We start from the raw sequence: 20,544 nt of genomic DNA on the forward strand, positions 1-20,544 counted from the left end.
GATCAAATAAAAAAAGCGCTTCGGCGCTTTTTTTATTTTCTATTAATCGAGATGATGTTCGATATATTGCTGTCGATATTGTTTAGGTGATAAATCAAAAATTCTTTTAAAGGCCTGACTAAAAGCAGTTTCGGATGAATAGCCGACTTTGTTTGATATTTGCTGAATTGAAAAATTACTTGTGCGTAAGTACTGACTTGCTAAACGAAAACGGTAATGTTGCAAATAAGTTAGAGGTGGTTCCCCAATAATACTATTAAATAGATTTGCGAATTTGGATCGTGACATACAGCATCGTTCTGCTAAAGATTCAACTGTCCAAGCGACTTCTGGTTGGCTGTGAATAGCAGATAGGGCATTACTTAATTCAGGATGGGTTAACGCACTTAGCCAGTTTTGTTGATCTGTCATTTGTTGAACGTGATCACGAATGCACTCAATGAGAAGAATGCTGACCAAATGATCAATAATTTTGTCATGTCCCGGCCTGATTTTTTGAGTTTCAATTGCTAAAAAATAAAGCCCAATTTGTAGCCATTCGGGTGGGTTGGTTTGATTTTCGTGCTGAATATGCATAATCGAAGGCAATGCATTAATCAAAGGGCCTGCCATATGAGTATCAATCTGACAGCGCAAACAGAGCAACAAGGTTGTATCTTGAGAGGAGGTGCCAAACTCAATCGCGTCTTGTCTATGACCGTTAAAAAACGAAGTAATATCTATTGAATCTACTAGTTTATTCGCTGTTGATTTTGAGTCAGTGGCATTATGTGCTTTTCCAGAAGGTATTAAAATAATATCTCCTGCTGTCGCAATTATTTTTTCTAAAGCATTAAGTTGAATATATACTGAACCGGTTAAAACAATATAGGCAAGTAAAGCAGATTGATCTTGTGTTTTAAAAGCCCATTCTCCTTGAGCTTTTAAATAGATGTATTCAGACTTATTAAGGTGAATATCATCAAAAAACTTACTTAGTGCATCCATGTTTATATGATCAATCATTATTTTATTAAAATTATAGTGAGCTATAAGAATAGATCAACATGTGTTTTTAGGACAAAAAAGTGGAAGAAAATGCCAAAGACTTTGAAATAGGTTTTTTGGACGGTTACTACTGTTAAGTAATTAGTATTTCTTTAACTATATAGATATATAGAAAAAGGAAATATGACTATGAATGCACCAGTAAATGTTCAGCAAGAACTTATGCCAGTGCCAGCGTCTATGCGTGAGATAGATCGTAAGCGCTATTTATGGATGATTAGTCCGGCTCTACCTGTAATTGGTTTAGGTATTTTAGCTGGTTACCATTTTGGTCCACGCCCATTAAAAAAAGTTTTCGCTTTAGGTGGTCCACTATTATTACATGTGGTGATTCCAGCTATTGATACGATTATTGGGAAGGATGCACGTAATCCAACTGATGAAGAAATTAAACTCCTTGAAAAAGATCCATATTACTCACGTCTCGTGAAGAGTTTTATTCCCCTGCAATATGCTGAAATTTTTTATGGTTTTTATTAAAAAAGCCGTAAAAGCACGTCATTTATTGATAAAATTTTGCTCGGTGTTTCGATGGGGGCGATTAATGGTATTGCGATTAATACTGCCCATGAATTAAGCCACAAACATGATCGTATTGATCATATTTTATCTCATCTTGCTTTGGTTCCTACTGGTTATAACCATTTCCGTATCGAACATCCTTATGGACACCATAAACGTGCAGCAACTCCTGAAGATCCGGCTTCTTCACGAATGGGTGAAACATTTTATGAGTTCTGGCCCCGTACAGTTGTAGGTTCTTTTAAGTCTGCAATTGAGATCGAGAAAAATCGTTTAAAACGTAAAGGAAAAGAGTTCTGGTCAACAGATAATGAATTATTACAGGGCTGGGGAATGAGCGCTGCTTTCCATGCTTCTATGGTGGGAATTTTTGGTAAAAGCACAATTCCATATTTAGCGACACAAGCATTTTACGGCATTAGTCTTTTTGAAATTATTAACTACATTGAACATTATGGTTTACTACGTCAGAAAAAAGAAAATGGTCAATATGAACGTACAATGCCAGAGCATAGCTGGAATAATAACAACGTTGTAACAAACTTATTCTTGTACCAATTGCAACGTCATTCAGATCATCATGCTTATCCGACTCGCCCATTCCAAGCATTACGTCATTTTGATGAGGCGCCAGAATTACCAAGTGGTTATGCAAGTATGTTACTGCCTGCGTTAATTCCTTCGTTGTGGTTCAAAATGATGGATAAACGAGTTTTTGATCACTATAAAGGTGATTTGAACAAAGCAAATATTTCACCAAAACGACGCGCAAAAATTTTTAAGAAATTTGGTGTGGTTGATAAATCATTAGAATCAACATCTACTGAATAAATAGAAAGTTCATTTCTTAAAAGTAAAAGCCCTTTAGTATTTTGACTAGAGGGCTTTTTAAATTTTGACTTATATAGAAAATAAAGGGAGCTTTGAAACTCCCTTTGGCTATTATTTTAACTCACTCGATGATTTGCCAAGCTCACGACGTGCAATAATCAATTGTTGAATCTGCTGAGTACCTTCAAAAATATCAAGGATTTTTGAATCACGTGCCCATTTTTCAAGTAACTCATCTTCATTATAGCCAACACTTGCTGCTAACTCGACACATTTTAAAGTGATCTCGTTACCAACACGACCCGCTTTTGCTTTTGCAATAGAAGCTTCTTTAGAGTTTGGCTTTTTGTTATCAGCCATCCATGTTGCTTTTAACATGAGTAGGCGAGCAGCTTCCCATTCAGCTTCCATGCGATAGATTTGTGCTGCAAGATTAGAAGCATGCAGATAGGGGGTAGAATAGTCAGGGTCAAGCTGATCTTTAAAGATCTCTTTAATACGTTCTAGTGAAGCTTTAGCGCAACCGATTGCCATTGCTGCGACCAAAGGACGAGTATTGTCAAAGGTTTCCATTACTCCAGCAAAACCTTTAGCGACATCTACTTCAGCATTACCCAAAAGGTTCTCTGCAGGTACACGGCAGTCAATAAAACTAATCACAGCCGTATCTGATGCTTTAATTCCTAATTTATGTTCAAGGCGCTCAACCTTCATTCCAGGCGTACCTTTGGGTACGACAAATGATTTAATAGCTGCTCGCCCAAGTTTACGATCAAGCGTGGCCCAAACAACAACAGAATCAGCACGTTCACCAGAGGTCACAAAAATCTTTTCACCATTTAGAATGTAGTCATTACCATCTTTGGTTGCAGTGGTGCGGATCGCGGCAGAGTCAGAGCCGCATCCTGGTTCAGTAATTGCCATTGCTGCCCATGTTCCGTTGAACCGCTCTAATTGCTCATCATTTGCAACAGCAGCAATAGCTGAGTTTCCGAGACCCTGACGAGGCATACTCAGTAATAAGCCTGTATCGCCATAACACATCTCAATAATTCCAAGAGCGGTCGACATGTTGGTTCCGTTACGAATACCTTCATTGTCGGTATCACCGCGCTTTCCAGCTCCTGCAGCTCCAGCATTAATACCTTCGCCACCTTCATTCATGCCATCAATGAGAGAGGCAAGCATATCAAGTTCTTTTGGATATGCATGCTCAGCTTTATCATATTTACGAGAAATAGGGCGTAAAACATTGATCGCAACATCATGTGCTTGATCAATCATCATTTTGAATTTTTTAGGATTTTGTAAATTCATTAAAGTATCCTCTGATTGATCATTTAAGCATGTAAGCCAGATTGTAAAATTGCAGTAGCCCGTAAATCGCGGTACCAACGTTCAACTGGATGTTCTTTTGTGAAGCCATGTCCACCAAGAATTTGTACACCATCTGTACCAATTTTCATGGATTTTTCAGCACAAAGTATCTGTGCTAAGTAAGCTTCGCGGTGAAATGGTTTGCCTGACTCAGCAAGGCTTGCGGCATTTAAAACCAACATACGCATTGCATCAATTTCAATAGCCATATCTGCAATCATGAACGCGACACTTTGTCGATGAGAAATAGGTTCACCGAACGCAGTTCGTTCATTGGCATATTTAATACAGTAAGCTTTTACAGCTTCACATGTACCTACAGCCATTGCACACCACATTAAGTTGCCCAAATCTAAAAAAGCAGTGTAATCAAAATCTGTTGCACCTAATCGTAGAGCAGGTGTGTGATTAAAGTGAAGTGTTGCTGTTTCAGTCGCTTTAAGCCCCATGGCTGGAGTGTTTTTAATAGAAATAGTTTCGTTGCTCTGCACGACAAATATATCTGGTTTACCGTTAAAGTCTGCACTTACTAAAAATACGTCAGCTAAATCACCTAAAATCACTAATGTTTTTTCGCCATTAATAAGAAATTGATCATTTTCAAGTGATGCTTTTGTTTTTAAAGCATAAGGATTAAATGCTGGAGTTGCCTCTTGAACTGCAAAGGTTGCTGTAATGTCTGAGTCTTCCGCAAAACATGGTAGATACATCGACTGAACTTCGGCTGAACCCCAACGTGTGATTGCATTGATAACGCTAAATGTACTGAGTAATCCTGCTGTAAGGCTAAAATCACCTTCAGCTAGTTTTTCAGCAATTAATAAGTTACTAACAATATTTTGTTCAGTCGCAACACCACCTAATGCCTCTGGAAGTGCATAGTAGTTAAGTCCTAAATCTTCAACATATTGCCAAAGACTTTCAGGAAACTGAGCATTCTGATCAGCATCATGAGCCAATCCTAATAAAACTTCTTGAGCAAATTGAGTCATTGCCTCAGCAGTCATTTGTTGTTCTTCAGTTAGACTTAAATCAAATAAATTTTTTTGCTGGCGAGGCAAACGTTGTTGAGAAATTTGCTTGGGCTTAAATGCTTTTTGAGTCTGAGTTAATGCTCTAAAACCTGCTTTTGAACCTTGATAAAGAGATTTCTCAACAAATTTACGCAACTTGAGTTGATCAAGTACATCGCTTCCAGCCAATCTTGTGATCAGCGATAAACCCAAACCCTGAGCTTTATTGATCATACTTGTCATGATTATATTGTCCTAAAATGTCGTTATTGTTTTATGCTGACACGCCTTATATTAAAAAACTATGTCGCTACTGACATTAGAAAAATGAGTAGATAAATGGCAAATAGAAAATAATAAAATTATAAGTTTTTGATTTTATTTGTTTAAAAAAGTTTTAATATTGGGTGAGTCGAGAAGGATTGACTAGAATGACATGGAATCATTCTAGTCTGCATTAAATCAAGCAAAGTTACGAATCATACGTCGCACATTGGTTTTTGCATCAATAACCGTCATAAATGTGTAAGCTCCAATGAATTTACGGCTAATAAACATAAACTCTTTTGGTGGGACCGAAAAATAACGTGATGCCATTGATTTACTAGCTTGTTGCATAACACGGCTATGAAGCTGACTTTTCTTCCAGTCATAACGTTCATGTTCATCCATAAGACCAGCGGGCATATCTGGGTTATTTGCAGGAGTGCTGAATGCTTCTGTTGCAAGTAAAAAGACATCAGCCATACCCGGTTTAATACTTTCAGGCATTGCATCAAAAAACTCGTAACCAGTCATGGCTTTCACCATTGCATCTTTATTATGTTGATAACCAGCCTGAATGAGTTGACGTGCAACTGTTAGTAAGTGTTCATCAAACTGGCGAATAGCACCAAAATCTAATAATACAATTTTGTCCTGAATGTCTTGACCATTCCCCAAACGGACAAGGTAATTACCAAAGTTAGGGTCAGTCTGCATTTCGCCCCATTCAAAAATTTCACGAACCGCAATCTCCAATGATGCTTCACCGAGTTGATTGCGACGTTCTTGAGGTAATGACAACATAACAGGGCTGTTAATTGGCACACCACGTTCGAAAGTCATGCAGAGCACTTGATTTGTGCAATACTCATCTACAATCGTAGGAACAATATAGCGCTCGTCGTCTTTTAAGCGTTCACCGAAACGACGGGTAGTCGCAGCTTCTACATCATAGTTAACTTCGCGATGCATCATTTCACGTACTTCATCAAACCACTGATCAAATTCACGGGTTTGTGGCACCATACGTGTTAGTTTAAGCATGTTTTTAAAAAGACTCATATCTGAGTCAATTGCATTTGCAACGCCAGGATATTGAATTTTTAAAACTAGCTCTAAGCCATCTGATTTACGTGTTGCACGATGTACTTGTGCGAGAGAGGCCGTACCAATTGGCTCATGATCAATTGTTAAATCATTTAACTTAGCGCCAAGTTGATCCTGTAGATGTGGCTTAATTGCAGGCCAATCTAAGGCAACAGTTTGGTTATTTAGAGTATTTAATGCTTGTGTAATCTCTTCTGGTAAAAAGTGTTCACCATAAAGAGCCATCATTTGGCCAATCTTAACAATAGAACCCTTAAGTTTACCTATTTCAGAAACCAGATAATTAGCTTGCTCGCTCATCGCTTTTTTACGTTTCTTTTCTTTTTCTTCCTCATTAGAAAATAAAGAAGAGGCACTTGCAGTTGCCCAACGTGTTCCTGCAAGTAAAGAAGCTTTCGCGATTGATAAGCGTCGATCCATGGAAGAAGTTTTTAAACTCTTAAGCTTATCTTTCTGATTTGACATGAAAATAGAATCCTATGCGCATCATGCAGCCAAACGCTGGTGATCTAAAATTGTAACGAATATTACATGTTTTGAGCGTATTAAAATAGTTCTCTCGGACTGAATGATCAGTCTAATTGGCTATCTTTATTTCATTAACTTTAAAATAGCCTAAGCAATTTTAAAATCTAAGAAATTTACAGCGTTCAGGTGAGTAGAACTAGGGTAAAAACTGATCTTGCACAAAAACTTAGATTACATTTTAAATTGGATCTTCAATTCAGATTTTTGCATCAAATGAAGGCGATTGGTCTGAATATGTTGTAATAACATTTGCTTGACTGAATCATGCATAAAACCAAGTGCATGAGCTTTTACAATAATGATGCTAGGTAGGGTATAGAAAAAATACTTAACATCATCAAGAGTTGCGTTATTAAAAATACCTTGTTCAATTAATGTCTGCTGTAAAAATTGCTTTTCGTTTAATACAGAATCTGAAGATTCATCCCAAAAACGGTGACGCATCGCCATCAGATTGTTGTGTTTATAACTCATAAAATTGTCAGCTCAGACTTCAATTCTAAATAAAATATATGGAGTCGAGCCATGAATATCAAGTTGAGATTATCTTTTCTTCAGTTGCTGTTTGAATTTTTATGTAACTCTTGTAAATAGCCTAAGCGAATTTTAAAAATTTTCTAAAAAAACTATAATCGAAACAATTTCATCAATAACACAACCTATTATGACTCCTGCATGTAGACTGTTAAAAAGTAATAAAATTGAATTTTCTATTCATGAATATGAACATGATTCAAATGCCAAAAGTTTTGGATTAGAAGCAGCTGAAAAACTAAATTTAGATGTAAGGGAAGTATTCAAAACCTTAATGGTAAGTGACGATAAAAATTTTTTTGTTGCAGTATTGCCAGTTAATCATCAATTAAATTTAAAAAAAGTTGCTACGGCGTTTGGCTGTAAAAAATTACAGATGGCTAATCCTAAAGATGCCGAACGTTTAACAGGGTATTTGGTCGGAGGAATTAGTCCGTTAGGTCAAAAGAAACGCTTAAAAACCGTTATTGATGCATCTGCACAAGAGTTCAGCAAAATTTATGTGAGTGGAGGGAAACGGGGACTAGATATTGGTTTAAATCCTAAAGATTTAGCACAACTCTTAAACGCTCAATTTGTTGATGTGCTTGATGAGTAAAATAAATCTTTTTCTTATCTCATTAAATTAACTAATTTTAAGATAGGTAGTATTAAATCAAGTTATTTTAATAAAAACAATTCTCATTATTATTTATATTTAGTATTATTCCGAGCCTTATAACTATCTAATAACTTTTGGGTTTGGAGAAAGGGAAAATGAATCAATACAAAAAGGTTGGGGCTAACTCAAATCATCTGATGTGTGCTGAATCACAGTATTTTAAATTAAAACCTTGTTGTATTGCTCTAGCAGCAGTATTTGCGCAGCACGTTTATGCAAATACAAATATTGAAAAGGAAATCCTTAATAATCAACCGACACAAAAGCCTGTAGCTCAATTGCAAAAAATTATAGTGACGGCGACAAGGACCCCCAAAAATATTGCTGAAATTGCCGGTACAGTTCAAACGATTGAAAAGCGGCAAATTGAACAACAGGCAACTGCTGGACGGAAAATTGCCGATATTCTAGCTCAGTTGGTTCCATCACTTGGGGTGAGTAGTGGAACGACTACCAACTATGGGCAAACAATGCGTGGTCGTGATGTCATGATTATGATTGACGGCGTATCACAAAATGGCTCACGCGATGTTGCTCGGCAGCTAAATAGTATTAGTCCAGGCATGATTGAACGTATTGAAGTTCTTTCAGGAGCTACAAGTATTTATGGATCAGGTTCTACCGGCGGGATTATTAATATTATTACGAAACGTGCTGATTCGACTAAACCTGTAAGTTTTGAAACTAAATTTGGTATGACGTCTTCCGATACATTTCGGAGTGATAGTCTAGCTTATGAAATTGGCCAATCTATTTCATTTAATAAAGATAATGTAAATGGTTTCTTAGGGGCTAATTTCACTAGTCGCGGATCTCAGTTCGATAGCCATGGTGATCGTATTGCTATAGCACCTATGCAAGGTAGCCGTCCTGATACTGATACAATTGATATTAATAGTCGTATAAATATAGATTTAACTGATAACCAATCACTAAGTTTGGGTGCACAGTATTATAAGGATGAACAAGATACGAATTATGGTCCTGATTATGGGAAAAATTATATTTATGGAGGAGCGCCTAACTCATATATTGGGAAGAAGGGTTTAGAAATACCTAATCAGCCTTTTACAGAGCGCTATGCATTCAACACTCAATACCAAAATAAAGATCTTTTAGGTCAGGTCTTAAATTTAGAAGGATATTACCGTAAAGAAGATGCTCGTTTCTTTCCAGTCTTTTTAGGAGGAGAAGGTACAGAAGCAAAACAATCTCAATCTAAAATCGAAGTTGCTGGTTTGCGTTCAACGGTACAAAGTGATTTAAATATTATGAATCGTGATCTTAATCTAACTTATGGTTTAGATTATGAACATGAAAAAGATCAACAACACTACGAGCATTTCACAGCATTTAATACAGGTTTGACCTATAAACCTACAGGTAAAACTTCCGATGCCGGTCCAAATACAACAATTCAAAGCGCTGGCATTTTTCTACAAGGTGATTACGCTTTAACAGACCGTATGAATGTCCAAGCTGGTACTCGTTACCAATATATCAAAGCTGAAACAGAACAGTACTCGACTAAAAATGGGATACAACCAAGCGGATCTGTAAATGACGATGCTGTTTTATTCAATTTGGGAGCGATATATAAATTAACAGATGAGCAGCAAATATTTGCTAATTTTTCTCAAGGTTTTAGTTTTCCAGATGTACAACGGATGATGCGTGATGCATTTAATATATCAACCGCTAACATCCAACCTATTAGTGTAAACAGCTATGAATTAGGCTGGCGTTTACAAGGAGAGCAGAGTCTAAATCTAGGTATAACAGGTTTCTATAATACCTCAGACAAAGTTGTTCAATTCTACAAGAACAGTAATAAAGAAACTGTTGCTGAGGTTATGGACAAAGACCAACGTGTTTATGGTGCTGAACTAACGGCGACCTATCCATTTATGGAAGAGTTTAAAGTTGGAGGAACACTTGGTTATACGCGAGGTCAATATAAAGATACGGATGGTAAATGGAAAGAGTTGAATGCTTTTCAAGTCTCACCAATCAAAGGTACGGTTTTTGCCGAGTGGAACAGTGATGAAGGATATGGTGCTCGTGTGCAAATGCTTGCTGTAAAAGGTACAAATGAAGCAGTAAAAGATGGCTCACTTTCAGCTGTAAAAATTAAAGGCTATAGCACGATGGATGTTTTGGCACATTTTCCAGCTTGGAAAGGACGTATAGATTTTGGTGTATATAATGTTTGGAATAGAGACTATCGAACAGTCTATAGTCAACAAGCAGAAAAAGTATACGGTCTTGTAGAAAGTATTCCAGCTGAAGGACGTACTTACGGCATCAGTTATACATTTAATTATTAATATGAAGTGAGATAGGGAATATTTATAAATCATAGGTATTCCTTAATAAATTTAAAAAATAATAAAATAAACTTGCATTATTAAATGCAAATGATTATCATTATCCATATTGAAAGTTGAGAAACGTTCTAGTAATTAAGATTAACGTCTACTACTGTAATGCTAAGTTTTAGGCGATTTAAAGTTATACCAGAGACTCCAATAACAATGGTGTTGAAAAATATGAGTTGATTTCTGGTATGTGAGCGCCTGCAGGATATTATAAAAATAGGCAGGTTCAACTAGCGGTAAATGGAACAAAGAAAAATAAACATTATCAGCGCAACAAAAAGAACTAACCAAAAGCAACAGGCGAGGATGGCCTGCTGCTTTTGTAGTTAAAGTTGATTTCATAATTATTTATATATTTCAACTCTTTTGGATGTTTAACTTGACTCAGTAACAGATCGATTATATTTTTGATTAAAAAATAACCACTAATGTTTCATTTATTAACATCCTGCCTTTTTAGCCATTTTTTGTATACCCTGAATAAAACATGATCAAAAAAAGAGGTAAAAACGTGCTTATTTTTCATGGAAAACCTGTTCACGGAGCTATCTTCGATATGGATGGGACAATGTTTGATACTGAGAGATTGCGGTTTCAAACATTGCAACAAGCATCTCAAGAACTCATTGGACAGGAGTTTTCAAACGAATATTTAATGCAATGTTTAGGTTTAAGTGCAACTACTGCTGAGCAATTGGCGCAACGTCTATATGGCGTAAATGTTCCATATAAAGAAATTCGAAAAAAAGCTGATGAGATGGAACTCGAATATATTCGAAAACACGGCGTACCTATCAAAAAGGGTTTAGTTCAAGTTTTAGAACGTTTACGAAAATCTGGTTTGAGAATGGCTGTTGCGACTTCAAGCCGTAGGGCAATTGCAGAAGAATATTTAATTAATGCGAATGTTTATAAATTTTTTGATGTGATTACCTGTGGTGATGAAGTAGAGCAAGGCAAGCCGCATCCAGAAATCTTTTTAAAAACTGCTAGTCAACTTCACTTGGATGCCAACCAGTGTCTTATGTTTGAAGATTCTGAAAATGGTTTAACTTCAGCCCACACATCGAAAGGTTTAACGATTTTATTAAAAGATATTAAAGAACCAAATGATGAAATGCTGGAAAAAGCGCATTTTTATTATGACCAGATGTATGACTTTTTAACTGATCTTGACCAATTTATTCCTGTTATGGATATGCCAGAGATACAGGAACCTTTTCCGCAAAGTCTGAATCAGCTTACTGTTGGAATACATGGTTTCGGTGCTATTGGCGGTGGTTATATAGCGCAGATCTTGTCGCATTGGGATGGTTATACGAAACCAAAACGTATAATTGCGTCAACACGAAATAGTCTTTTCCGCGAAGCTGTAAATGCGTTTGGAACCTATAGTATTCGCTATGGGCAATTTTCTTATGATGAACGTATTGAGAATATGACCATTGTTGATTCTGAAAATGAACAACAAATGTTGGAGATGTATACCCATTCAAGTTTGATCGCACTTTGTTTACCCGAACAGGCCATCGAAGTTGAGGCAAAAATAATTGCAAAAGGGTTATATGCGCGTTTTAATTCGCAACTTGAAACATGTATAGAACCGTTAACCTTTCTAATTATTTTAAATAAGGTTGGTGCGAAATATTTGGTTATGAAGCATCTTAAAGAAGCTCTACTAGAGTTAACCAACGATGAAGATGTAACCGAGCATATTTTAAAAGAGCATTACTTTTGCGACACCGTAGTTAATCGCATGGTTTCAAAACTTTCTAATCAGAATTTATATCGTCAACTTCGTATTAAACATAATTTTCTTGAACAGCATTTAGAAGATGTGGAGCAAGAAGACCAAATTGAAATTGAAGACTGTAATAAACTGAATCAAGATAAACTAAATCAGGCTTCTATCTATGTTGATAACATGCGCCGTAATTTCCAGCCGGGACATATCTTACAAAGCATGGATTTAATCTTGTTCCATAGTGAAACTGATATGCCAATCTATGTAGAGAAAGGCAGTCCTTTACTTGAAAAGTTGCGTCAGGTGGTATTGGTTGACCAAATTACTGACATTCAACTCATTAAAAATCGTTTATGGAATGGTGTACATGCGATGCTTGCTTGGTATGCATCTTTAATGGGTTATGAATCTATTGGTGTTGCCATGGGTGATCATTTAGTTAAAGCATTTGCAGAGAACTTAATTGCAGAAGTGAAGCAGGGACTTGCTATTGTATTACCTAACTATGCAAAAGATCTGGATCGAATGTCACAAAGTTTTCTAGACTCATGTGAATATGCATTTAAAGATCCTTGTCAACGCGTAGCTAGAGATCCACTACGCAAACTCACTCATAATGAACGTGTCATGGCATCAATTGCTGTGAATATTTGTCATGATTTGCCTTATAAAAATTTATTAAAAGGTGCTGCTTTAGGTTATGCCTATGCGATTCAATTTTTAGAAATTGAAGAGACTAAAGCTGTTGAACATCTGCAGCAACAAATTCAGAACCTAGACTTGAGTACAACTCAAAGAAGACAGCTTGAAGCTGAATTGGTTCAACTTATCCAATATTTGTTTTCTGAACAAGGTAAACAACCTTTGGACATTAAGCTGAACAATACCAAAACTACATCAAATCAATATGTTTGAGTTTGCTTATTGAATTAACCTCAACAATTGAAAGACAAACATGTTTTAATACAAAATTTGAATAATTTTGAATTAAAACTGTGCTGTTAAAACCCTCCACACTCATGGTGCCAACACCTATACGGGATTATCCCGAATGGCACCTTGGGCGTCAAAATTACGCATTGTGGTATCTAGAAATTAATGATCAGAAATTAGTTCATTATCTAGATCAATTGCGTGCGCATTTTTCAGAATTCTTATTAGAACCCAATAGTCGTCAATATCATATCACACTGTTTATATGTGGATTTTTAGACCACGAAACCAGAGTTTATAGTGATGACTTTAGTTTGAGTGAATTTGAGCAGCAAAGAGAAATCTTAAAAAAAGAAGATTTTGCTCCGTTTCATTTAAAAATTGGTTCAATCGATAGCTTTAGTAGTGCTCTATTTGTAGAAATAGGAGACACTGAAAATATCTTATTTCAGATACGCCAAAAGTTAGGTTTAGTTTCTAATGAAATTGCGGCTTTAGATTATTGCCCACACATCACTTTGGGGTTGTATAAAACAGACTATAGTAGTGATTTGATTTTACAAAAAATTTCTGAATTACCTGTACAATATAAACAGGCTGAATTTGACCTTAAAGTTGAGCATTTAACATTTGGTTATTATCAAGCTCAAACTTTACAAGGTAAGTTATATCCGTATCAGCATTTGTTTTTAGGTGATGCATGTTGCAACTGATTTTGGGTGGAGCCCGTTCTGGCAAAAGCCGACTGGCTGAACAAACGGCAATAGACAGGCAATTAGCTGTCACTTATGTTGCAACGGCGCAAGCGCTAGATTCTGAAATGCAAAGTCGAATAACCCATCATCAAAATCAGCGTCCTTCTCACTGGTCCTTGGTTGAAGAACCTTTATATTTAGCAAAGATTCTGCAAAAAATTGATCGACCTAATCAAATTATTCTTGTGGATTGTTTAACACTTTGGCTAACCAATTTGTTACTTTTAGAAGATCAAAATGTTCAGAAATTTGAATGTGAGCAGCTGTTAAAAATTTTACCCACGCTTCAGTCAGAAATTATTTTAGTAAGTAATGAAACTGGTCTTGGTGTTGTACCACTCGGTGAGATCAGTCGTCGGTTTGTCGATGAAGCAGGCAGACTACATCAAGCTCTAGGGCAAATTGCAGATAAGGTTGTGTTTTGTGTGGCTGGTTTTCCAATGATTTTAAAAGGTGAGAAATAAAATGAACTGGTGGTTACAATCTGTACAGCAACCTGATGTGGACGCAAAACAACAAGCTGAGCAACACCAGCTTCAACTGACCAAACCTACAGGTGCTTTAGGTGATCTAGAACTGATAGCAGTAAAACTTGCTAGTTTGCAATCAAATGCGCATCCACACATTAACCATCCATGGATTACAGTTTTTGCTGGCGATCATGGCGTGGTTGAAGAAAATATCTCTGCATATCCTCAAGCCGTTACCCGTCAAATGTTACAAAACTTCACGACTGGTGGTGCAGCAATTAGTGTCATTGCCAAATATCATCAAGCTCATTTACAAGTGATTGATTGCGGTACAGTTGGTGAAGCATATGAATATGCAGGGGTTGAACGTCATTGTATTCGTGCCGGCACAGCAAATTTTGCCAAACAAGCTGCAATGAATGCTGAAGAGTGCCGTGCTGCCTTAGAGTTAGGTAAAAACAGTGTAGACACGGCCAAATCTAAAGGTGCAGATATTTATATTGCGGGTGAAATGGGAATTGGAAATACCTGTTCTGCTTCTGCCTTAGCATGTCTTTTATTAAATGATACTGCCGAGCAATTAACTGGAGTTGGTACAGGAATTGGTGCCGATCAGTTAAGACATAAAATTGAAGTGATTGAAAAGGCAATTGAACTTCACCATAAACATGTCGTCGGTGATGTCTTCAAAACATTATGCGCCGTAGGTGGTTTGGAAATTGCGGCAATTACAGGTGCTTATATCCGCTGTGCGCAGGTGGGCTTACCTATCATTGTGGATGGTTTTATTAGTTCGGTCGCTGCTTTATGCGCAGTACGAATGAATTCTAAAGTGCGTGACTGGATGCTTTTTGGCCATCAATCGGCAGAATATGGCCACCAACGTATTTTACAAGAACTCAATGCTGAGCCGATTTTAAAAATGAATTTACGTTTAGGTGAAGGTAGTGGTGCTGGCGCTGCTTTGGCATTGGTTAAAATGGCATGTGTATTACACAACCAGATGGCTACATTTGCCGAAGCTGCTGTTAGCGGGGATAAAATTGGGTAAATTTAGAATTGATTTGCTCAGACATGGCGAAAGTCAATATAGCCATACTTTACGTGGACATTTAGATGATGAGTTAACAGCAAAAGGTTGGCAGCAAATGCAGTCAACCATTGAGCAAGTTACAAACCAGACATGGGATGTCATTGTAAGTTCACCATTAAAACGTTGCGCTTGTTTTGCTGAGCAACTTGCTAAAACAACTGGACTCCCTTTACTTCTAAATCATGACTTAAAGGAAATGTATTTTGGTGATTGGGAAGGCGTCTCAACTCAGCAAATTTATGAAACCTCACCCGAATTACTGGCAAACTTTTGGCAAAAACCAAGTCAATATTGTCCACCTCACGCAGAAACATTAAATCAGTTTCAAACAAGGGTTCTTAAAGGTTTTCAGGATTTGCTGGAGTATATGCAAAAGCAAAACTTACGGCATGCTTTAGTTATTACTCATGGCGGTGTGATTAAGCTATTGGCTTGTTTAGCCAGACAACAGCCTCTAGATGACTTACTTAAAATGCCGGCAGAGCTTGGAAAATTATATTCACTCGAATTTTCTGAAACAGATGGTCAATTAACTTTTAAGTTAAGATAGTAGTTTTATATTTTTATACACTTGTAAGTTATTATTTTTAAAATGTTATTTTAGCCTGTGTAATAGAACTGTCATTGCTAGTATCTAAGCTATTGGCATTTCTTATTAATCACACATCTGGCTTATGAATATTTTATTTAAAACAACTGTGCTTGCAGCATCATTATTGCTCGCGGCTTGTAATAACAATGATGATCAAGAAGCTCAAATTGCACCATCTACAAACTCATCAAAATATTATCAAACCAAAACGCCTTACCAACCTCAACAAGACTTAAAAAGCTATGAACAAGCGCCGACTGGGTTCCAGCCAGTTTTTACAGAGTTAGTGGCACGTCACGGTTCGAGAGGTTTATCAAGTCTGAAATATGATTTAGCACTTTATAATTTATGGAAACAGGCGAAAGCTGAAAATGCCTTAACACCATTAGGTGAGCAATTAGGTGCTGATTTAGAAGCAATGATGAAAGCGAATATTTTGTTAGGTTATGGTGTTGAAGGGATTCGTCAGTACGGTTATGGAAATGAAACCATGACTGGTATTTTAGAACACCGCGGTATTGCCGATCGCTTATTACAGCGCTTACCAACTCTTTTAAATACGCAGGCGTCTATATTGGTACAAAGTTCTGGGGTGGATCGTGCGGTAGATAGTGCTAAATTTTTCACTGCTGAACTTATAAAACAACAACCGCAACTGAAAGATAAAATTTTTCCATTGTCTTATACCAATTTATCAAGTGAGAGCGTGGCGAGTGTTGAAGATGGCGGCGTAGATCGTTTCAAACTCTATTTTCATAGTTTGAATGCAGACGAAGACTTAGCTCAACCCCTGAGTGCTAGCCAACAAAAAATTTATGATGCTAGTCAGGCCTATCAAGAGTTTGAAGAAAATAATAAAGATTTAGCACAAAAGTTAGATGAGTTATCAAAAAATTCAGAAGCTAAAAAAACAGCTCAAATAGTGCTCAGCCCGATTTTTAAAGCAGACTTTATTAAGAAACTTGGTACAAAAGGTTATAGTTTTAGCAACACTGGATCTTTTACAGTCACTTCACCTAAAGGTGAGCAAATTACAGAAAAAGGTAAGGGCAAAAATACGATTGCTAGTGCAGTAGATCCAGCAGCTTATATTTATGAGCTCTATTCAATTTCTGGTGGTATGAAAGATGAGTTGAAAGGTATTGATTTTGATAAATATATGCCGTTAGATGCTGCAAAATTTTATGCTGAATTTAATGATGCGAATGATTTTTATGAAAAAGGTCCAAGTTTCACAGAGTCAAATCAAGTCACAAGTGAAATTGCCCAAGGGCTCAAACAGGATCTGTTCCAACAAGTTGATGCTGTGGTGAATAAAGCTCAGGCTTACAAAGCAGTTTTACGGTTTGCCCATGCTGAAATTATTATTCCTCTGGCAACTAGCTTAGATTTGCATAATATGATGCAGCCGTTACCACTACGTCAGACTTATAACTATTCAACAAGTACATGGCGTGGTGAAGTAGTTTCACCTATGGCGGCAAATGTACAGTGGGATATTTATCAAAATAGCCAAGGCTCTACTTTGGTAAAAATGCTTTATAACGAAAAGGAAACTTTATTTAAATCTGCATGTAACTATGCACGTTATACACCAACTAGTTTTTACTACGACTACATTAAATTGAAACAGTGCTATCAAATGCAATAGATTTTCAGTTTTTGAAGTCTTTAATGGGAATAGGGATTGCTATTCCCATTTTTATTTCTTCATAATTTAATTTGCTTTTAAATATAGACCAGTTAGAGACTTGGATATGACACCTTTTTGGATTGCATTGCAATTTTTAACTGTTCTGCCTATTGAGCTAAAGACAATGCCGACGGCGCAACAAAATGGTCGAGCTATTTTGTTTTATCCACTGGTTGGGCTGATTATTGGTGGCGTTCTTTTTCTTATCTCGTGTCTTTTAGTTAAATTACCCGTTCTTTTGCTTGCTACTATCATCATGACTTTATGGATTTGGCTAACAGGTGGGCTGCATTTAGATGGGCTAGCAGATACAGCCGATGCGTGGGTAGGCGGTTTTGGTGATAAACAACGAACTTTACAAATCATGAAGGATCCAAGTTGTGGCCCAATTGGAGCCCTCAGCTTAGTTATCATATGTTTGCTCAAATTTGCACTGGTTTATGTATTGATTGAACAGCATCAAACGTTATTTTTAGTCTTTGTTCCTAGCCTTGGGCGTGTGGTGCCATCTATTTTATTCTTAACTACACCATATGTACGTGAAAAAGGGTTAGGGCGTTCTTTGACAGATCACTCACCTAAAACAACTTCATGGATAATCACTGGGTTCGTTCTACTATTACCTTTGTATTGGGAGTTGCAAGGACTTATTGCCATCATTAGTTTTTTAATAAGTCTCGTTTATTTAAGACATCTGTTTATTAAAAGAATTGGTGGTATTACGGGGGATACAGTTGGTGCAGCGATTGAACTAAGTGAAACCGTACTCCTTTTTGCTTTTGTTTTGAGTTATTTTTATTTACTTTAATTTTGAGTTTCATCCAAAAATAAAAAAGCCCTCAAAAAATGAGGGCTTAATTTTCAATCTTAAAAAGATGAATTAGCGGTTTGGTAAAACATCTTTTAAAGCTTCATGCATTTCAAGCAATGTCTTTTCAGTAGTTTCCCAATCGATACAACCATCAGTTACTGATTTGCCATATTCTAAATCACAAAGATTGTCAGGAATATCTTGGCGTCCACCTTTTAAGTGACTTTCAACCATAATACCTACGATTGACTTATTACCATCTAAAATTTGTTCAGTAATATTTTTAAGAACAAGTGGTTGTAAATACGGGTCTTTATTTGAGTTAGCATGGCTCGCATCAATCATGATTTTGTTGCTCACTTTAGCTTTTGCTAAAGCATTTTCTGCTTCTGCAACCGAGCCTGCGTCATAGTTCGGTTTACCGTTACCACCACGTAATACAACGTGTGCATAAGGGTTACCATTTGTATTAATAATTGAAACTTGGCCGTCTTCATTTAGACCTAAGAAACTATGGCCATATTTAACAGATTGCATCGCATTGGTTGCAACAGTTAAACCACCATCTGTACCATTTTTAAAACCAACTGGTGATGATAAACCAGAAGACATTTCACGGTGAGTTTGGCTCTCTGTTGTACGTGCACCAATCGCAGACCATGAAATTAAGTCTTGGTAGTACTGTGGAGAGTTCGGGTCGAGTGCTTCAGTTGCACATGGCAAACCTTTTTCATTTAACTCAAGCAAGAGTTTACGGCCAATACGTAAACCTTTTTCGATATTAAATGAGTCATTCATATCAGGGTCATTGATTAGGCCTTTCCAACCAATAGTTGTACGTGGTTTTTCAAAATAAACGCGCATAACTAAATACAATGAATCTTTAACTTTTTCACTAAGTACTTTTAAGCGATCAGCATATTCGTGAGCAGCTTTGGGGTCGTGAATAGAGCAAGGACCAATAACGACAAACAAACGTTTATCTGAACCATCTAAAATATTACGGATAGTTTCGCGGCCTTTTAGAACAGTTTGCGAAGCAACGTCAGATAAAGGAAGTTCTGACTTAAGCTCAGCTGGTGTTACAAGAGTTTGAATGCTTTTAATATTAACGTCGTCGATATCTGGCTTTGAAACGGAATTTGAATGTGTAGTCATTGCTGTCACTGGTTCGATCATACTAAAGGTTGTTTTGTGTACTGAATATACCATGAAATAATTATGAAAATACTACATCTCACGGTATTTCAGATTGGAAAAATCCTATTGATTTTACTATCTTTCAGTCGAATTGCCTGTTTTTTCGGCAACTACTGCTTGTTGTTGTACCACAGGTGCTTTCGGTTTTGCTTTGACTGGATGAACCATAAAGTTAACACCGAGGGCAAATAGGGTAATCCCTAGAATTTTTCGGATTAAACGTTCAGGCATACGAGAGCTAATTAATGTTCCAATAATAATTGCTGGAATTGAACCCACCAATAACCACATCAGAAGGGTAAAGTCGACGTTACCAGCACTCATGTGCCCAAGGCCAGCTACTAAGGTAAGTAATACTGCATGTACAACATCCGACCCAATAATTCGGATCATAGGCAAGTTCGGGAACATAATCACAAGTGCCATGATCCCGAATGCACCCGCACCAACAGATGAAAGGGTTACGAATACACCTAAAATGATGCCCATAATCACGATAAAGCTACGTTTTTTATGGATTGCCAACTGTTCATTTTCAGTTTGAGCGACTTCTTTATTTCTGAATTTATTAAAGAATTTCTCAATACGAGTACGGAAAATGATGGAAACACCAGTTAAGGTCAACATAAAGCCTAGTACCATAGTTAATACAGCTTTATAGTGTGTTGACTGACTTAAATAATGCTCAAGTACCCATGCGGTACCGAAAGATGCAGGAATACTACCTACAGCCAACCATAAAACAATTGGCCAGACAATATTGAGTTTTCTAGCGTGAACCATTGATCCACAAAATTTTGAGATTGCAGCATAAAGTAAATCGGTACCAATCGCGATATGTGGTTCAATTCTAAAAAGACCAATTAAAATTGGTGTCATTAATGATCCACCACCAACTCCTGTAATCCCTACACAGAAACCAACTAACATACCCGCTAAGATAAATTCAAAAGCACCAGACATCTTTATCGCCACTTATCACGAAACGCAG

At 36.8% G+C, this 20,544-nt stretch carries 16 protein-coding genes and 1 pseudogene; 10 read left to right on the top strand and 7 right to left on the bottom strand.

Annotation, left to right across the window (positions count from 1 at the left end; translation table 11 throughout):
• Positions 1–42 precede the first annotated feature (42 nt).
• Positions 43–987: an AraC family transcriptional regulator gene (locus J663_RS12045; RefSeq protein ID WP_033849926.1), complete on the bottom strand. Its 945-nt coding sequence runs from the start codon at positions 985–987 to the stop codon at positions 43–45.
• Between the two features lie 189 nt (positions 988–1,176).
• Here J663_RS12045 and J663_RS12050 point away from each other — a divergent pair.
• Positions 1,177–2,400: pseudogene (locus J663_RS12050) on the top strand (alkane 1-monooxygenase).
• 111 nt (positions 2,401–2,511) lie between these two features.
• On the opposite strand, the gene J663_RS12055 reads toward J663_RS12050, so the two are convergent.
• The 4 genes from J663_RS12055 to J663_RS12070 all read right to left on the bottom strand — a co-directional run bounded on the left by J663_RS12055 (position 2,512) and on the right by J663_RS12070 (position 7,163).
• On the bottom strand, positions 2,512–3,717 hold the full coding sequence (locus J663_RS12055; protein WP_033849928.1) for an acyl-CoA dehydrogenase family protein: 1,206 nt from the start codon (positions 3,715–3,717) through the stop codon (positions 2,512–2,514).
• Positions 3,718–3,740: 23 nt separating this feature from the next.
• Positions 3,741–5,024, bottom strand: coding sequence for an acyl-CoA dehydrogenase family protein (locus tag J663_RS12060; RefSeq protein WP_171073665.1), 1,284 nt, complete (start codon positions 5,022–5,024; stop codon positions 3,741–3,743).
• A 228-nt stretch (positions 5,025–5,252) separates the two neighbouring features.
• Positions 5,253–6,626: an ABC1 kinase family protein gene (locus J663_RS12065; protein ID WP_033849930.1), complete on the bottom strand. Its 1,374-nt coding sequence runs from the start codon at positions 6,624–6,626 to the stop codon at positions 5,253–5,255.
• A 234-nt stretch (positions 6,627–6,860) separates the two neighbouring features.
• Entirely contained in the window at positions 6,861–7,163 is a 303-nt protein-coding gene (locus J663_RS12070) for a hypothetical protein (protein ID WP_004792622.1), read from the bottom strand.
• A 190-nt stretch (positions 7,164–7,353) separates the two neighbouring features.
• On the opposite strand from J663_RS12070, the gene ybaK reads away from it, so the two are divergent.
• The 9 genes from ybaK (at position 7,354) to J663_RS12115 (ending at position 18,350) form a co-directional block, all read left to right on the top strand.
• A complete protein-coding gene (gene ybaK / locus J663_RS12075) occupies positions 7,354–7,821 on the top strand; it encodes a Cys-tRNA(Pro) deacylase (RefSeq protein ID WP_017386867.1) in 468 nt (155 codons plus the stop codon).
• Positions 7,822–7,979: 158 nt separating this feature from the next.
• A complete protein-coding gene (locus J663_RS12080; RefSeq protein ID WP_033849934.1) occupies positions 7,980–10,211 on the top strand; it encodes a TonB-dependent receptor in 2,232 nt (743 codons plus the stop codon).
• Positions 10,212–10,773: 562 nt separating this feature from the next.
• Positions 10,774–12,921 (top strand): bifunctional mannitol-1-phosphate dehydrogenase/phosphatase, encoded by a 2,148-nt coding sequence (gene mtlD, locus J663_RS12085; RefSeq protein ID WP_033849937.1) that lies wholly within the window; start codon positions 10,774–10,776, stop codon positions 12,919–12,921.
• Between the two features lie 104 nt (positions 12,922–13,025).
• Positions 13,026–13,652, top strand: coding sequence for a 2'-5' RNA ligase family protein (locus J663_RS12090; RefSeq protein ID WP_032062331.1), 627 nt, complete (start codon positions 13,026–13,028; stop codon positions 13,650–13,652).
• Positions 13,640–14,158 (top strand): bifunctional adenosylcobinamide kinase/adenosylcobinamide-phosphate guanylyltransferase, encoded by a 519-nt coding sequence (gene cobU / locus J663_RS12095; protein ID WP_032062329.1) that lies wholly within the window; start codon positions 13,640–13,642, stop codon positions 14,156–14,158. The genes J663_RS12090 and cobU overlap by 13 nt, the downstream gene beginning before the upstream one ends.
• A gap of 1 nt (position 14,159) precedes the next feature.
• A complete protein-coding gene (cobT, locus tag J663_RS12100) occupies positions 14,160–15,215 on the top strand; it encodes a nicotinate-nucleotide--dimethylbenzimidazole phosphoribosyltransferase (protein WP_033849940.1) in 1,056 nt (351 codons plus the stop codon).
• Positions 15,208–15,807, top strand: a complete 600-nt coding sequence (locus J663_RS12105; protein WP_033849941.1) for a histidine phosphatase family protein — start codon at positions 15,208–15,210, stop codon at positions 15,805–15,807. Before cobT ends, J663_RS12105 begins: the two co-directional genes overlap by 8 nt.
• Positions 15,808–15,931: 124 nt before the next feature.
• Complete coding sequence (locus J663_RS12110) at positions 15,932–17,500, top strand: histidine-type phosphatase (RefSeq protein ID WP_033849943.1); 1,569 nt, start codon at positions 15,932–15,934, stop codon at positions 17,498–17,500.
• 106 nt (positions 17,501–17,606) lie between these two features.
• Positions 17,607–18,350 carry an adenosylcobinamide-GDP ribazoletransferase gene (locus tag J663_RS12115; protein ID WP_033849944.1) on the top strand — a complete coding sequence of 248 codons (744 nt, stop codon included), beginning with the start codon at positions 17,607–17,609 and terminating at the stop codon, positions 18,348–18,350.
• Positions 18,351–18,422: 72 nt separating this feature from the next.
• Here the strand turns inward: J663_RS12115 and J663_RS12120 are convergent, their stop codons facing one another.
• Positions 18,423–19,532: a 3-deoxy-7-phosphoheptulonate synthase gene (locus J663_RS12120; protein WP_081404725.1), complete on the bottom strand. Its 1,110-nt coding sequence runs from the start codon at positions 19,530–19,532 to the stop codon at positions 18,423–18,425.
• A 96-nt stretch (positions 19,533–19,628) separates the two neighbouring features.
• The gene (locus J663_RS12125) at positions 19,629–20,516 is read right to left on the bottom strand and encodes a sulfite exporter TauE/SafE family protein (RefSeq protein ID WP_033849945.1); all 888 of its coding nucleotides are present in this window, start codon (positions 20,514–20,516) and stop codon (positions 19,629–19,631) included.
• Between the last annotated feature and the right edge of the window lie 28 nt (positions 20,517–20,544).

It is taken from the genome of Acinetobacter sp. 826659 (assembly GCF_000588515.1).
Lineage (GTDB): Bacteria > Pseudomonadota > Gammaproteobacteria > Pseudomonadales > Moraxellaceae > Acinetobacter > Acinetobacter pittii.